The organism is Rhizobium sp. MHM7A (assembly GCF_005862215.1).
GTDB lineage: Bacteria > Pseudomonadota > Alphaproteobacteria > Rhizobiales > Rhizobiaceae > Rhizobium > Rhizobium bangladeshense.
Map to the genome: position 1 here is coordinate 212,649 of NZ_VCHT01000007.1, position 17,327 is coordinate 229,975.

A 17,327-nucleotide genomic window follows, 5' to 3' on the forward strand; every position below is an offset into this window, starting at 1 on the left:
GAATTGTCCGGCGAATAGCAAGTATTGGTTTGGAGCAACAACAGCGTAGCTGCGGGCCTGGCGACGACTTTAATCATAAATGATTATGGCTTTCACATCATCCTTCGCTCGTTTAGAGTATTGATGAAGTTTGGCGACGATATAGGGTGCGCTGCCGCGTCAAAACGTCGAATCCCGCCCGAATTTTCTTGTTCGGGGGACGACTCTGCGCGACAAAAACTCTATAAAAAACTAGATCACTCTGGAGATCCATGGGAGGGGTCATGGAACGACGACTGAGCGCTATTCTCGCTGCGGATGTCGTCGGCTACAGCCGACTGATGGGCATTGATGAGTCGGGCACCTTGCAGGCGCTGAACCGCCATCGCTGCGAGCTGGTCGACGTTCGTATTTCGGAATACAAGGGCCGAATCGTCAAACTCACCGGCGATGGCATCCTTGCCGAATTCCAGAGCGTGGTGAATGCCGTCGCCTGCGCCGCAGAAATACAGCGCAGCATGTCGGCCCGCAACGAGAACGTGCCGAAGGATGAGCGCGTTGAATTCCGCATTGGCATCAATCTCGGCGATGTCGTCGTCGAAAATGGCGACATATTCGGCGACGGCGTCAATCTTGCAGCAAGGCTTGAGCGCATCGCAGCACCGGGCGGCATCGCCGTGTCGGCCTCGGTGCGCGACCAGGTCGGCTCGCGCCTCAATCTCGGCTTCGAATTCATCGGCGAGCACACGCTGAAGAATATCAGGCAGCCCGTTCAGGTCTACACCGTCACCTTGGCGCCGCCCTCCTCCGCCAAGCTGGCCGCTGAGAACCGCAACACCTGCTTCATCGCCGTACTGCCCTTCACAAACATGAGCGGCGATGCCGATCAGGATTATTTCTCCGACGGCATCACCGAAGACATCATCACCGATCTCTCGAAGATCTCGAGCCTGCATGTTGTGCCGCGCAACACCATCTTTACCTATAAGGGCATATCGGTGAAGTTGAAGCGGCTCGCCCAGGAACTCGGCGTGCGTTATGTGCTCGAAGGAAGTGTGCGCATCTTCGACAAGCGCGTGCGCATCTCCGGTCAGTTGATCGACACCGCCAATGGCGACCATCTTTGGGCCGAGCGTTACGACCGTGATCTCACCGACATCTTTGCCATTCAGGACGAGATCACCCAGGCGATCGTCAGTCAGCTGAAGGTGCGCCTGCTGCCGGAGGAAAAGAAGGCGATTGCCAGCGAACCGACCGCCAATGTCGAGGCCTACACCTACTATCTCAGAGGCCGTCAGCTCTCCCACACCTGGACGAAATCCTACCTGCATCTCGCGAGGCGCATGTTCTGCAAGGCTGTGGAGCTCGACCCCGATTATGCCCGCGCCTATGCCGGCATTGCCGATTGCGACGCGGCGATCCGTGACTGGGCGCCCGACGATGTGCCGCTGAGGCGCATCCTCGACATGAGCGCCCGCGCCCTTCAGCTTGATCCCGATCTTCCCGAGGCCCATGCCTCGCATGGCTTGGCCCTGCATCAGAGCGGCTACGACGATCGGGCGGCGGCCGCTTTCGAACGCGCCCTCACGCTCGACCCGAATCTGTTCGAGGCGAATTTCCATTATGCCCGGTTCTTCTTCATGCACGGAAACTTTGCCGAATCCGTCCAATATTTCACCCGTGCTGCCGAAATCCGCCATGACGACTACGTCTCGCCGATCCATCTGATGTCCGCCTACCGTTCGCTAGGCCGTCCGGTGGATACGGAAAACTGGGCGCGCCTCGGCCTGCTGCGCGCCGAACGCGCGCTCAATCTCAATCCGGAGAACTCCGGCCCGGCCCATCGCGGCGCGCTGGCGCTTGCCCATCTGGGCGATGCGACACGGGCGCGCGACTGGGCCGCCCGCGCGATCGCCATCGATCCCGACGACATTGTCGCCCAGTATAATCTTGCCTGCGTCTATTCCGTCCTCGGCGACGCCGACCGAGCGATCGACCTGCTGGAGAAGCTTCTGCCGCACAGCTCCGTCTATCACATCAAATGGTTCAACAATGATTCCGATCTCGACAACATCCGCGACGATCCCCGCTTCCGGAAACTGTTGGCCATCGCGATGACGGAACGTGAACGGATCGAGAGGACCGGGAGCTGAAATCTCTTCCCAGCTATTCACCGAATTTGAAAATCGCTATGACATCGCTGCGCCACCTCTGTAATCTCCTTAGAAAACAGAGGGAACATCCGTGCGCATTTTGCTCACAGAAGACAATATAGCGCTGGCCGACGGTCTGTCGGCGATCCTGCGCGGCACCGGCCATGCCGTCGACGTCGTCCATGACGGCGCATCCGCCAATGCGGTCATCGCGGCGGAGAATTTCGATCTCGTGATCCTCGACCTCAACCTGCCCGAAATGGACGGGCTGGATGTGCTGCGCGCTATGCGCGCCCGGCAGAACCAGGCGGCCGTCCTGATCCTGACGGCGCGCGGCACACCGGAAGAACGGGTGAAGGGTCTCGATCTCGGCGCCGACGATTATCTGATCAAACCGTTCGACATTGCCGAATTCGAGGCGCGCGTGCGCGTGCTGCTGCGCCGCCAGGCCGGGCTGCGTTCGGCGACCGTCGGCTTCGGCGGCATTTCTTTCGACCTCAATTCCCGCACCTTTTCATCAGGCGACACTCCTCTTGATATTCCCGCCCGCGAACTTGGCTTACTCGAAATCCTGTTCATGCGGGCCGGCAAGGTCGTGGCCAAGGAGGCGATCATCCAGTCGCTGACAGCCTTCGACGACGACATTTCCGCAAACGCAATCGAGCAATATGTCAGCCGGTTGAGAAAGCGCCTCTCGCCGTACGGCCTGACGGTCAAGACCGCCCGCGGCATCGGCTACTATCTCGACAAGCTGCCCGAGGTCTCATGAAAGCCGCCTACTCCCTCAGGCGCCGGCTGCTCTTCTGGCTGCTCATCTCTACCGCCGTCATCGGCACGATGGCGCTCGCCGATACTTATCGCGAGGCTGTCCAGACCTCGAATATCGTCTCCGACCGCGTGCTCGCCGGCTCTGCTCTCGCAATTGCCGAGCGCGTTGTCGTCGCCGAAGACGGCACATTGCAGGTCGATATTCCTTATGTCGCCCTCGAAATGTTGACCTCGGCGGCGCAGGACCGCGTCTTCTACCGCGTCGACGGCCCTCCGGGTCAATTCATCACCGGCTATCAATCCCTGCCGGTCCTCAACAAGACGCCCGGCGATGTGGCAGCCTTTGCCGACGACAGTTTTCGCGGCGAGCCGATCCGCATCGCCACCCTCGAGCGCTCGGCCTCCACGGGCATCCGCTCCGTGCCCTTCGTCGTGACCGTCGCCGAAACAACCATCGCCCGCCGGCAATTGACGCAGGCGATCCTCGTGCGCTCGGCGCTGCGTCTCGCCCTCATGATCTTGGGCGCGGCGGTCATCGTCTGGATATCGGTCACGGTGGCGCTCCGCCCGCTCTACAAGCTCGGCGACGCCATCGGTGAACGCAGTCCTGACGATCTGCATCCGATCGAACAAACCGTGCCGAGCGAGGTCGAGCCGCTGGTCGATACCGTGAACTCTTTCATGGTCCGCCTGCAGTCGGCCCTCGATGCGTTGCGCAATTTCACCGGCAATGCCAGCCATCAGCTGCGCACGCCGCTGGCGATCATCCGCACCCAGCTTGCCCTGTCGGCCCGCGCCGGCACACTTGATGAAGCCCAGGCGGCGGCGCTGAAGGGAGACCAGGCCGTGGCGCATGCCGAGCGCATCCTTGCCCAGCTTCTTCTGATGGCGAAGATCGACGCCGCCACGGCCAAGGAGGCGCTGACCGCCTCCGCCATTGACCTTGCGGCAATCGCCCAGGATATTACCGGCGAGCAGATCCCGGCAGCAGCCGTCGCCGGCATCGATCTCGGCTTCGAGGGCGAAAGCCCGGCTATGATCCGCGCCGAGCCGCTGCTGATCGGCGAGATGCTGCGCAACCTCGCCGGCAATGCCATAGCCTATGCCGGCAAGGGGGCGGAGGTCACCGTCCGCATCATCGCAGCCGCCGACACGGTTCGTCTCGAAGTCGAGGACAATGGTCCCGGCATTCCGCGCGAGAAGCTGGAGGCGGTCCGCCGGCGCTTTTCGCGCGGCAATGATTCCGGTGCGCCCGGCGCCGGCCTCGGCCTGCCGATCGTCGAAGAAATCGCCAATCTTTTCAACGCCGCCCTGACGCTGGAGCCGGGCGAAGGCGGCAAGGGTCTGAAGGCGGCGGTCACCTTCGCCAAGGCGGCGTAAAAGCCGCCGGTTCCTCGGCCCTCCGCCCTTGCATTCTTTCGCTGCATTGCACACACTGGCTTCGGGAACAGCAAGCCGCACGACGATGCGCGCAGGATAAAAAGAGAAATATGTCGATCAAAGCCAGCATCTATCACCTGACGCATTATACCTATGACAAACCGGTCCGCCTCGGCCCACAGATCATCCGGTTGAAACCGGCCCCGCATTCGAAGACGCGGGTGCTCAGCCACTCGCTGAAGGTCACGCCGTCCAACCACTTCGTCAATCTGCAGCAGGATCCCTACGGCAATTATCTCGCGCGCTACGTCTTCCCGGATCCGGTGACGGAGTTCAAGATCGAGGTCGACCTCGTTGCCGATATGACGGTCTACAACCCCTTCGACTTTTTCGTCGAAGAGGAGGCGACCAAATGGCCCTTCGATTATCCGGAAGCGATGCGCGAAGATCTGTCGATCTACATGACGCCGGAACCGGCTGGCCCGCGCCTGAAGGCCTTGCTGCCGACGCTCGACTGGTCGCCCGGCCAGCCGACGATCGATATGGTCGTCAGCCTGAATGCGCGCCTGCAGCGGCAGATCGGCTATGTCATCCGCATGGAGGCCGGCGTGCAGACGCCGGAAGAGACGCTCGAAAGCGCCACCGGCTCCTGCCGCGACACCAGCTGGCTGCTCGTCCAGATCCTTCGCCATCTCGGCCTTGCCGCCCGTTTCGTCTCGGGCTACCTAATCCAGCTGACGCCGGATCTGAAGGCGCTTGACGGCCCCTCCGGCACCGAAGTCGATTTCACCGACCTGCATGCCTGGGCCGAGGTCTATCTGCCCGGCGCCGGCTGGGTCGGCCTCGACCCCACATCGGGATTGCTGACCGGAGAAAGCCACATCCCGCTGGCTGCCACGCCGCATTACCGCAACGCCGCTCCGATCTCCGGCGGTTATTTCGGCGAAGCGGAGACCGAATTCGCCTTCGACATGAAGGTGTCCCGCGTCGCCGAACATCCGCGCATCACCAAACCCTTCTCCGATGAAAGCTGGAACGAGCTCAACGAACTCGGCGAGAGGGTCGACCGTGTCTTTGAGGCGGAAGACGTTCGGCTGACCATGGGCGGCGAGCCGACCTTCGTCTCGATTGACGATTTCCAGTCGGCCGAATGGAACACCGAAGCCGTCGGCCCGACCAAGCGCGAAAAAGCCGACACGCTCATCCGCCGGCTTCGCAGCCGTTTTGCTCCGAAAGGCTTCCTGCATTACGGTCAGGGCAAATGGTATCCGGGCGAGAGCCTGCCGCGCTGGACCTTCTCCCTCTATTGGCGCAAGGACGGCTTGCCGATCTGGTCCAACGACGATCTCGTCGCCACCGAGGGGCGCGATTACCAGGTAACGGAGGATGATGCCGGCCGCCTTTTGACAGCAATCGCCGGCGAGCTCGACCTGCCGCCCGATCACGTCGTGCCAGCCTTCGAAGACCCTGCCGAATGGCTCGTCAAGGAAGCGAGCCTGCCGGAAAATGTCGATCCGTCGAATTCCAAGCTCGAAGATGCCGAGGCGCGCAGCCGCATCGCCCGCGTATTCGATCGTGGATTGACGCGCCCGACGGGCTATGTGCTGCCTGTCCAGGCGTGGAATGCGCGTGCCAGCGGCCGCGCCTGGACGAGCGAGAAATGGTCGACTCGGCGCGGCCGCATCTTCCTCGTACCGGGCGACAGTCCGGTCGGCTACCGGCTGCCACTCGGCTCGCTCGCCTATATCCCGCCCTCGCAATATCCCTACATCAATCCGCTCGATCCTTTCGTGGAGCGGCCCGAGCTGCCGGATTTCGGGCAGGATGACGGGCGCCCGCTTCAGGCAGCACACTTCCAGCCCTTCACCGGTCAGCAGCCGAGCGCACCTCAGTCGATCGGCGAAATCGGTGGCCATGTTCGCACCGCTCTTTCCATTGAGCCGCGTGACGGCCGGCTCTGCGTTTTCATGCCGCCAACAGAAACGCTCGAAGATTATCTCGATCTCATCGCCTCGACCGAACGAGCGGCGGCCGCCTTGGGCCTCGCCGTTCACATCGAGGGATATCCGCCGCCGCAGGACGAGCGCATCAACGTCATTCGCGTCGCTCCGGATCCCGGCGTCATCGAGGTCAACATCCATCCGTCCTCGACATGGAAAGAGACGGTCGACATCACCACAGCTATTTACGAGGAAGCCCGCCAGAGCCGTCTCGGCGCCGACAAGTTCATGATCGACGGCCGCCACACCGGCACCGGCGGCGGTAACCATGTCGTCGTCGGCGGCAGCAATCCGAATAACAGCCCTTTCCTGCGCCGTCCGGATCTGCTGAAGAGCCTCGTGCTGCACTGGCAACGCCATCCGTCGCTATCCTACCTCTTTTCGGGCCTCTTCATCGGCCCGACCAGCCAGGCGCCGCGCATCGACGAAGCCCGTCACGACAGCCTCTACGAACTGGAAATCGCACTGGCGCAGATCCCGGCCCCCGGCCGCGGCCTGCAGCCCCTCCCCTGGCTCGTCGATCGCCTGTTCCGCAATCTGCTGATCGACGTGACCGGCAATACGCATCGCGCCGAGATCTGCATCGACAAGCTCTTCTCGCCCGACGGCCCGACAGGTCGCCTCGGCCTGGTGGAATTCCGTGGCTTCGAGATGCCGCCGAATGCCCGCATGTCGCTTGCCCAGCAACTGCTGGTGCGTGCTCTGATCGCCCGCTTCTGGATGAATCCGGCTGACGGCAAGTTCGTGCGATGGGGAACCTCCCTGCACGACCGCTTCATGCTGCCGCATTATGTCTGGGCCGACTTCCTCGACGTATTGACGGACCTGCGCGAAAATGGCTTCGATCTCAGTCCGGAATGGTTCAAGGCCCAGCTCGAATTCCGCTTCCCCTTCTGCGGCGAGGTCGAATATGAAGGATCGAAGCTGGAACTGCGCCAGGCGCTGGAACCCTGGCATGTCATGGGCGAGCAAGGCGCGATCGGCGGCACGGTGCGCTATGTCGATTCCTCCGTCGAGCGCCTGCAGGTGCGGTTCGAAACCAGCAATACCGCCCGCTACACCGTCACCTGCAACGGCCGCGTCCTGCCGCTGACGCCGACCGGGACTTCGGGCGTATCGGTCGCCGGCGTCCGCTACAAGGCATGGCAGCCGGCCTCCGGCCTCCATCCCGTCCTGCCGATCAACACACCTTTGACTTTTGACATTTATGATACATGGTCGAAGCGTTCGATCGGCGGCTGCATCTATCATGTTGCCCATCCGGGCGGCCGGACCTATGACACCTTCCCGGTCAACGGCAACGAGGCGGAAGCACGGCGGCTCGCCCGGTTCGAGCCGTGGGGGCATACGGCGGGCGGCTATATCCCGCGCGCCGAGACGGGTTCGCCGGAATTCCCGCTGACGCTGGATCTGAGGCGGCCCGCCGGCATTTGAGGCCTGGGGTAGAGGCCGAGGGATGAGGCCAGGGGGTAAGGCTTGGGTTTTGATGGGTAAGAGACCGGCAGTGGAGCGCAGGGAAGAGGTTGAGAGCAGCATCGGCAAGGATGCGGCCTTCGCCTATGCGCCGCTTCCCGGCACAGCAGACGAAATGGTGGACAATAAAGGCGTGGTCCGCCCCGTCTGGCAGCGTTTCCTTTCGCATCTCGGCGCAATGCCGGAAAAAGATCTTGCGGAGCGTTTCGCCCGTGCCGACCGCTACCTCAGAGATGCTGGCGTCTTCTACCGCGCCTATGGCAGCAAGGGAACCGGCGAACGCGCTTGGCCGATCTCGCATATTCCGGTGCTGATCGACGAGCGCGAGTGGCAGGCGCTGTCGGCCGGCCTCGTCCAGCGCGCTGACCTCCTGGAGGCGATCGTTGCCGATATCTACGGCGAGAACAAGCTGGTGGAGGAAGGATTCTTGCCGCCGGCGCTGATCGCCGCCAATCCTGAATTTCAGCGCCCGCTGGCCGGCATCCGGCCGGCATCCGGCTACTATCTGCACTTCTGCGCCTTCGAGATCGGCCGCGGGCCTGACGGCAATTGGTGGGTGCTGGCAGACCGCACCCAGGCTCCCTCGGGCGCCGGCTTTGCCCTGGAGAACCGCGTCGCGACGACCCGGGCCTTCTCGGATATTTACGCTGAAACTCCGGTCCACCGCCTCGCCTCCTTCTTCGGCGCCTTCCGCGATGCGCTGCAGGGCATGAAACATTCGGGCGACGACCGCATTGCCGTCCTGACGCCGGGCCCCGCCAACGAGACCTATTACGAACACGCCTACATCGCCCGCTATCTAGGCTTAATGCTGCTCGAGGGCGAAGATCTCGCCGTCGTCAAGGGCCGTGTCATGGTGCGTACCGTCGCCGGCCTGAAGCCGATCGGCGTGCTCTGGCGCCGCCTCGATTCGGCCTTTGCCGACCCGCTGGAGCTGAACCAGAATTCGCATATCGGCACGCCCGGCTTGGTGGAAGCGCTGCGCGCCGAGAGCGTCACCATTGTCAACGCGCTCGGAACCGGGATTCTCGAAACCCGGGCGCTCCTGGCCTTCATGCCGACCATCTGCCGCCATCTGCTGGGGCAGGATCTGAAACTGCCTTCGATCGCCACATGGTGGTGCGGGCAGAAGGAAGAGCGCGAGCATGTTGCCAAGCACATAGAGAAAATGGTGATCGGCCCGGCCTATTCCCGCGCCCCCTTCTTTGATGACAATGGCGAATCGGTCCTCGGCTCGTCGCTGCGGACGACGGCCAAGGATTCCATCGCCGACTGGCTGAATTCGGACGGCCCGAAACTCGTCGGCCAGGAGGTCGTCACGCTGTCCACGACGCCGGCCTGGGTGGATGGCAAGCTCGTGCCGCGGCCGATGTCGCTGCGCGTTTTCGCCGCCCGGACGGCAAATGGCTGGCAAATCATGCCCGGCGGCTTTGCCCGCATCGGTTCCGGCGCCGACGTCGCGGCCATCGCCATGCAGTCCGGCGGAGCGGCGGCCGATGTCTGGATCGTCAGCGATAAGCCGGTCGAGCGCCACACGCTGCTGCCGGCGGAGGGCAGCTTCACCCGCAACATGCCGGGTAGTCTCCCGAGCCGGGCGGCCGACAACCTGTTCTGGCTCGGCCGCTATATCGAACGTGCCGAAGGAGCGCTGCGCATCCTGCGCGCCTGGCATTCCCGTTTTGCCGAAGCCGCCGATCCAAGCCAGCCGCTGCTCGCCGACGTCTCGGCCTATCTCGCAGCCGTCGATATCGATACGGCTGAGGCCGTGCCCGAAACGCTCCTGCGCAACATCGACAGCGCCGTCTATTCGGCAAGCAACATCCGCGACCGCTTCTCGCCCGACGGATGGCTGGCGCTCAACGATCTTGCCAAGACAGCCCGCCGCTTCCGCATCACCGTCGCCGCCGGCGACGATGCCAGCCATGCGATGACGATCCTCCTGCGCAAGCTCGCGGGCTTTGCCGGTCTCGTGCACGAAAACATGTACCGCTTTACCGGCTGGCGTTTCCTCTCGCTCGGCCGTTATATCGAGCGCGGCCTGCACATGACGCGCCTGCTCGGCCACATGTCTGGCCCGGAAGCGCCCGACGGCGCCCTCGACATGCTGCTGGAGATCGGCGACAGCGTCATGACCCATCGCCGCCGCTACAACGTCAACACGGCGCGGTTGACCGTCACCGACTTGCTGGCGCTCGATCCCCTCAATCCGCGCTCGGTCCTCTTCCAGGTCAACGAGATCCATCATGAGGTCGAGCAATTGCCGAATGCGCTGATTAACGGCCAGATGTCGCCCTTCTATCGCGAGGCGATGCGGCTTCATTCCGGTCTGGCGGTGATGACGCCGGAGGGCATGGGGGTCGAGGTCTACCAGCGGCTCGAGCGCGAATTGGAGCAGCTTTCCGATCTGCTCGCCCAGACCTATCTCGGGTGACGGCGGTGCTTTACGATCTTTCGCTCCGCATGGGTTACAGCTACGACGTGCCGGCCTCCGGCGCTCGGCATATCATGCGACTGATGCCGCTGTCGCTGACCAACCGGCAACGCCTGGTCGCCGGCTCGATCACAATCTCGCCGACGCCGGACGAGCAGTCGCATTTCGTTGATTTCTTTCAACATCCCGCCACCTCCTTCATGCTGCGGGCGCCGCACGAGGCGCTCGACATCCGCATGCAAGCTCGTGTGCAGGTCGAAAGCCAGCTGATCTCCGCGGATTTCTCGCCGCTGCTTGCCGACCTGCCGGAGGAAATCTCAGGCGTCTGGTCGCTGACGCCGGATTCGCCGCACCACTTCCTCGGCAACAGCCCGCGTCTGACGCAAGCGCGCGAGATTGGCGACTATGCACGAAGCTGCGTTACGCCACAGCTGACCGTTATGCAGATCGCGCACGCGCTCTGCGCCCGCATCAACAAGGATTTCACCTACGATCCCGACGCGACGACGGTGGACACGACCTCGCTTGAGGCGTTCAGGCTGAAGCGCGGCGTCTGTCAGGATTTCACCCACATCATGATTCTCGCGCTCAGAAGCCTCGGCATTCCGGCCGGCTACGTCTCCGGTTTCCTGCGCACCATTCCGCCCCCCGGCAAGGAAAGGCTGGAAGGGGCGGACGCGATGCATGCGTGGGTGCGGATCTGGTGCGGCGAGACGATCGGCTGGATCGAGCTCGACCCGACCAACAACATCCCTGCCGGCATGGACCACATCGTCGTCGCCTACGGCCGCGACTATTCCGACGTCGTTCCCGTGATCGGCGTGTTGAAAAGTTACGGCGGCCAGCGCGCCGCGCAAGCGGTCGACGTAGTCCCGCTGAAATAATCCCAAAACTGGAAAAATCCGCCGATTCGTTAAAATTCTATTGACGCCGTAAGGATGGCGTAAAGAAGCCGCGTGCGTAAATCACCTCACAGGGTTTCCAGTTGGGTGAACATGATGCGCACCTCCTTTATGCGTCCCTGCCTGCGTCGCATGTTCAGCGATCGAGGCGGTAATTTTGGAATTATGACGGCGATCATGGCGCCGGTTCTTCTCGGCGCCGCCGGCATGGCAATCGATTACTCCAATGCCATGCTGTCCCAGCGCGAGCTGCAGGAAGCAACCGATGCCGGTGCTCTTGCTGCCGCCACCGCGCTTGCCAATGGAACGGCTTCGACCACTGCTGACGCCCAGACTATCGCCAAAAATTTCGTAAGCGGTCAGATGGCTAATTATGTCGGCACCGACGCCATAAACAGCATCAAGGCTGGAACGAGCGTCGACATCGACGTCAGCACGACGGCAACAAGCAAAAGTTATAAGGTTACCGTTGCTACCTCTTACGGGATCGCCACCACGCCATTCATGAACGTTCTCGGCTATAAGACGCTGAATATTGGCGCATCGACTTCGACTTCGAGCGGCACGAGCGATACCAAGACCGCTCTCTCGATGGAATTGGTCCTCGACCAGTCCGGTTCGATGGGCGAAAACACCACTACCTGCGCCACCTATTCCGGCAAAAATTGTAAGACCTACGTTAAGAAGATCGACGCGCTCAAAGCGGCAGCCAATGCGCTCTTTGCTGCATTGGACACCGCCGATCCTGATCACAGCCTCGTACGCACAGGTGCGTATTCTTACAACAACGGGCTCATCTATAAGGATTGGCAAAAGACCCAGATCAAAAGCATGAGCGGCATGGCTTGGGGTACGGAGACGACTGCAACTTATGTGAGCGGGATTACAGCAAGCGGTGGCACAGATGCCACCGAACCAATGAGGCAGGCAACTCTTTCGATTGCCAAAGCCTCGGACGGCTCGGACGTTGAAACTCAAGCACATGCGGCCAAAGGCAACAATATTGTATCTCGGTACATCATCCTGATGACCGATGGCGAAATGACCGGCAACACAGGCGTATGGCAATATTCATTTGACCAGAACGTTCGCAAACAATGCGACGCAACCAAAGTAGCCGGCATCAAGATTTTCACCGTTGCCTTTATGGCTCCGGACAAGGGCAAGCAGTTGCTCCAGTACTGCGCTTCGCCGGGCGGAAACTATTATGAAGCCGAAACGATGGAGAAGCTGGTGGCGTCCTTTACCAGCATCGCAAAAGAGGCGACGAAGGCCGTTACGCTGCTGACCAACTGATTGCTCAGCCCGAATTTCAACACAACGAAAAGCCGCGCCGGAACAAACCGGCGCGGCTTTTCGTTCCTGCTGCCCGCTATCAGATCGGGAAAGGCGATTGAAATCAACCCTCCCCAGCCGTGCGAATATGAGCTTTTCGCAAAATTTTCGTTTGCCCAAATCCTTTGTTGCAAGTGCTTCCTAACGATGCATAAACTGTCGCAAGCTCAGGCGACAAATCGATTAAATCAGGCATAACGTCCTGAAACAAAATTAAAATTGGCGAGATCTGACCATGAACACCGTTTCCAAGCCGGTTATCCCCTCTCCCGCTCCCCGCAGCTCAAGGCCGGAAATTCTCGCTGAAGAAATCATCGAACGTCTGACCTACCGCATCGGCAAGGACGCCAAAGTGGCAAAGCCGCATGACTGGCTGACGGCGACGATCCTGGTGGTGCGCGACCGCATCATCGACAAGTGGATGGCCTCTACGCGTGAGGTCTATGCGACCGGAGCCAAGCGCGTCTATTATCTTTCTCTCGAGTTCCTGATCGGCCGCCTCATGCGCGATGCCGTCTCCAACCTCGGGCTGATGGAACAAGTGCGCGATGCTCTCGCCTCGCTCGGCGTCGACGTCAACGTCATCGCCGGCCTGGAGCCGGATGCCGCCCTTGGCAACGGCGGCCTCGGCCGTCTCGCCGCCTGTTTTATGGAGAGCATGGCGACGGTCGACGTTCCGGCCTATGGCTACGGCATTCGTTATGTCCACGGCCTTTTCCGCCAGCAGCTGGCCGACGGCTGGCAGGTGGAACTGCCCGAGAACTGGCTCGCCCATGGTAATCCCTGGGAGTTCGAACGTCGCGAGAGCGCCTACGAAATCGGCTTCGGCGGCTCTGTCGAATTCATCACCACTCATGACGATCAACCACGTTACGTCTGGAAACCGGCCGAACGCGTCATCGCCGCCGCTTTCGATACGCCGGTCGTCGGCTGGCGGGGAAAACGCGTCAACACGCTGCGCCTCTGGTCGGCGCAGCCGATCGATCCGATCCTGCTCGATGCCTTCAACGCCGGCGACCACATCGGAGCGCTGCGCGAAAGCAACAAGGCCGAAAGCCTGACGCGCGTACTCTATCCCGCCGACGCAACCCCCGCCGGTCAGGAATTGCGGCTGCGCCAGGAATTCTTCTTCTCCTCGGCCTCGCTGCAGGACATCCTGCGCCGCCATCTGCAGCAATATGACGATTTTACCTCGCTGCCCGACAAGGTGGCGATCCAGCTGAACGACACCCATCCGGCCGTCTCCGTCGCCGAACTCGTGCGTCTGCTCTCCGACGTGCATGGACTCGACTTCGAACAGGCCTGGGACATCACCCGCCGCACCTTCTCCTATACCAACCACACGCTTCTGCCCGAAGCGCTGGAAAGCTGGCCCGTTCCGCTCTTCGAGCGCCTACTGCCGCGCCACATGCAGATCGTCTACGCGATCAACGCCAAGATTCTGCTCGAAGCCCGCAAGGGCAAGAACTTCTCCGACAGTGAAATCCGTTCGATCTCGCTGATCGAGGAAAGCGGCGACCGCCGCGTGCGCATGGGTAATCTCGCCTTCATTGGCTCGCATTCGATCAACGGCGTCTCGGCGCTGCACACCGAGCTGATGAAGGTCACGGTCTTTGCCGACCTGCATAAGCTTTATCCCGACCGCATCAACAACAAGACCAACGGCATCACGCCGCGCCGCTGGCTGCAGCAGTGCAATCCCGGCCTCACCGGGCTGATCCGCGAGGCGATCGGCGACGAATTCCTCGATGATGCGGAAAAGCTGCGCCCGCTTGAGGCGCATGCTTCCGATCCGAGCTTTCAGCAGAAGTTCGCCGCGGTGAAGCGCGCCAACAAGGTGGCCCTTTCCAATCTCGTTGCCAGCCGCATGGGGGTGAAGCTCGATCCGTCGGCGATGTTCGACATCCAGATCAAACGCATCCACGAATACAAACGCCAGCTTCTGAATATCATCGAAGCGGTTGCCCTCTACGATCAGATCCGCTCGCATCCCGAACTCGATTGGGTGCCGCGCGTGAAACTCTTCGCCGGCAAGGCGGCGCCGAGCTACTACAACGCCAAGCTGATCATCAAACTGATCAACGACGTCGCCCGCACGATCAACAATGATCCGGCGGTGCGCGGGCTGCTGAAAGTCGTTTTCGTGCCAAACTACAATGTCTCGCTCGCCGAGGTCATGGTTCCGGCCGCCGACCTTTCCGAGCAGATCTCGACCGCCGGCATGGAAGCCTCAGGGACCGGCAACATGAAGTTCGGCCTCAACGGAGCGCTGACGATCGGCACGCTCGATGGCGCCAATGTCGAAATGCGCGACAATGTCGGCGAAGATAATATCGTCATCTTCGGCCTCAGGGCGGATGAGGTCGCCAAAGTCCGCAGCGATGGTCACAATCCGCGCGCCATCATCGAGGGGTCCCGCGAACTCTCCCAGGCTCTCTCAGCCATCGGCTCCGGCGTCTTCTCGCCCGATGACCGCAATCGCTACGCCGCGCTGATCGATGGCATCTATTCGCATGACTGGTTCATGGTCGCCGCAGATTTCGACGCTTATGCCCAGGCCCAGCGTGACGTCGATCAGATCTGGACCAACCAGTCCGCCTGGTACACGAAGACGATCAACAATACGGCACGGATGGGCTGGTTCTCCTCCGACCGCACGATCAGGCAATATGCAGACGAAATCTGGAGAGCCGGATGAAAACGCCGAAAACGCTCCCTGAAGTAAAGCTTTCCTGGGAAATTTCGGCAGATGAAATCACGGCTATCCTTGCTGGCTCGCATTCCAATCCCTTTGCCGTCCTAGGTGCGCATCAGGCCGGCGACGCTTTTGTCGCCCGGTGCTTCATCCCGGGTGCCGATGAAGTGACCGCCATGACGCTCGATGGCGACATTGTCGGTGAATTGAATCGGTTCCACGCCGATGGCGTCTTCGCCGGCCCGGTTTCGATCGCCAAACTGCAGCCGTTGCGCTACCGCGCCCGGCGCGGCGACGCCGAATGGGCCGTCACCGACCCATACAGCTTCGGGCCGGTGCTCGGGCCGATGGATGATTATTTCGCCCGCGAAGGTTCGCATCTGCGCCTGTTCGACAAGATGGGCGCTCATCTCATCAAGCATGAAGGCGCCCAGGGCATCCACTTCGCGGTCTGGGCGCCGAACGCCCAGCGCGTCTCCGTCGTCGGCGATTTCAACAATTGGGACGGGCGCCGCCATGTCATGCGCTTCCGCGCCGACAGCGGCATCTGGGAAATTTTCGCCCCGGACGTTCCGATCGGGGTGGCCTACAAATTCGAGATCCGCGGCCACGACGGCGTGTTGCTGCCGCTCAAGGCCGATCCCTTCGCCCGCCGCAGCGAACTCAGACCGAAGACCGCTTCGATCGCCGCTGCCGAGCTCGAGCAGGTCTGGGAGGACGAGGCCCACCTGAAGCACTGGAGCGAGACCGACAAGCGCCGTCAGCCGATCTCGATCTATGAGGTGCATGCCGGCTCCTGGCAGCGCCGGCAGGACGGCAGCATGCTTTCCTGGGACGAGCTCGCCTCCAGCCTCATCCCCTATTGCGTTGACATGGGGTTCACCCATATCGAATTCCTGCCGATCACAGAACATCCCTACGATCCCTCCTGGGGCTACCAGACGACGGGCCTTTACGCGCCCACCGCTCGCTTCGGCGAGCCGGAAGGTTTCGCCCGTTTCGTCAACGGCTGCCACAAGGTCGGCATCGGCGTCATTCTCGACTGGGTGCCGGCGCATTTCCCCACCGACGAACACGGCCTTGGCTGGTTTGACGGCACGGCGCTTTACGAGCACGAAGACCCGCGAAAGGGCTTCCATCCGGACTGGAACACGGCGATCTATAATTTTGGCCGCACCGAAGTGGTTTCCTATCTGGTCAACAACGCCCTCTACTGGGCCGAGAAGTTCCATCTTGACGGCCTGCGTGTCGATGCCGTCGCCTCGATGCTCTATCTCGACTATTCCCGCAAACACGGCGAATGGATCCCCAACGAATATGGCGGCAACGAGAACCTCGAAGCTGTCCGCTTTCTGCAGGACCTCAACATCCGCATCTACGGCCAACATCCCAATGTCATGACCATCGCCGAGGAATCGACCTCCTGGCCGAAAGTCTCTCAACCCGTGCATGAAGGCGGCCTCGGCTTCGGCTTCAAATGGAACATGGGCTTCATGCATGACACGCTAAGCTACATGAAACGTGACCCGGTGCACCGAAAGCATCACCAGAACGAACTCACCTTCGGCCTCCTCTATGCCTATTCGGAAAATTTCGTCCTGCCGCTGTCGCATGACGAGGTCGTTCACGGAAAGGGCTCGCTGATCGCGAAGATGCCGGGCGACGACTGGCAGAAATTCGCCAACCTGCGCGCTTACTACGCTTTCATGTGGGGCTATCCCGGCAAGAAGCTCTTGTTCATGGGGCAGGAATTCGCCCAGTGGAGCGAATGGAGCGAAGAGAGGTCGCTCGACTGGAACCTCCTGCAGTATCGCATGCACGAGGGCATGCGGCGCCTGGTCCGCGATCTCAATTTCACCTATCGCAGCAAGCCCGCCCTGCATGAGCGTGACTGCGAGGGCGACGGTTTCGAATGGCTGATTGCCGACGACAGCGAAAATTCCGTCTTCGCTTGGCAACGCAAGGCGCCGGGCCACAAGCCCATCGTCGTGATCACCAACTTTACTCCCGTCTACCGCGAGAACTATTTATTACGCCTGCCTTTCGCGGGCCGCTGGCGGGAGATTCTGAACACCGACGCAGACATCTATGGCGGCAGCGGCAAGGGCAATGGCGGGCGCGTGCAGGCCGTCGATGCCGGCGGCAATATCACCTGCTCGATCACTCTGCCGCCCTTGGCGACAATCATGCTTGAACCTGAAAATTAGACTG

The 17,327-nt window shown here is 61.5% G+C and carries 9 protein-coding genes; all 9 read left to right on the top strand.

Features of this window, described 5'->3' with window-relative positions; translation table 11 throughout:
- The first annotated feature begins 263 nt into the window (after nt 1-263).
- Complete coding sequence (locus FFR93_RS22995) at nt 264-2,132, top strand: tetratricopeptide repeat protein (protein ID WP_138394893.1); 1,869 nt, start codon at nt 264-266, stop codon at nt 2,130-2,132.
- A 91-nt stretch (nt 2,133-2,223) separates the two neighbouring features.
- A complete protein-coding gene (locus FFR93_RS23000) occupies nt 2,224-2,901 on the top strand; it encodes a response regulator transcription factor (RefSeq protein ID WP_064708710.1) in 678 nt (225 codons plus the stop codon).
- Nucleotides 2,898-4,280 carry a sensor histidine kinase gene (locus FFR93_RS23005; protein ID WP_138394894.1) on the top strand — a complete coding sequence of 461 codons (1,383 nt, stop codon included), beginning with the start codon at nt 2,898-2,900 and terminating at the stop codon, nt 4,278-4,280. The genes FFR93_RS23000 and FFR93_RS23005 overlap by 4 nt, the downstream gene beginning before the upstream one ends.
- A 110-nt stretch (nt 4,281-4,390) precedes the next feature.
- Nucleotides 4,391-7,714 carry a transglutaminase family protein gene (locus FFR93_RS23010; RefSeq protein ID WP_138394895.1) on the top strand — a complete coding sequence of 1,108 codons (3,324 nt, stop codon included), beginning with the start codon at nt 4,391-4,393 and terminating at the stop codon, nt 7,712-7,714.
- Between the two features lie 52 nt (nt 7,715-7,766).
- The gene (locus FFR93_RS23015; protein WP_138394896.1) at nt 7,767-10,184 is read left to right on the top strand and encodes a circularly permuted type 2 ATP-grasp protein; all 2,418 of its coding nucleotides are present in this window, start codon (nt 7,767-7,769) and stop codon (nt 10,182-10,184) included.
- A complete protein-coding gene (locus tag FFR93_RS23020; RefSeq protein ID WP_064708706.1) occupies nt 10,181-11,068 on the top strand; it encodes a transglutaminase family protein in 888 nt (295 codons plus the stop codon). Before FFR93_RS23015 ends, FFR93_RS23020 begins: the two co-directional genes overlap by 4 nt.
- A gap of 114 nt (nt 11,069-11,182) precedes the next feature.
- A complete protein-coding gene (locus FFR93_RS23025) occupies nt 11,183-12,382 on the top strand; it encodes a pilus assembly protein (protein ID WP_138394897.1) in 1,200 nt (399 codons plus the stop codon).
- A gap of 274 nt (nt 12,383-12,656) precedes the next feature.
- Nucleotides 12,657-15,119: a glycogen/starch/alpha-glucan phosphorylase gene (locus tag FFR93_RS23030; RefSeq protein WP_138394898.1), complete on the top strand. Its 2,463-nt coding sequence runs from the start codon at nt 12,657-12,659 to the stop codon at nt 15,117-15,119.
- Entirely contained in the window at nt 15,116-17,323 is a 2,208-nt protein-coding gene (glgB, locus tag FFR93_RS23035) for a 1,4-alpha-glucan branching protein GlgB (RefSeq protein ID WP_138394899.1), read from the top strand. Before FFR93_RS23030 ends, glgB begins: the two co-directional genes overlap by 4 nt.
- Nucleotides 17,324-17,327: the final 4 nt, after the last annotated feature.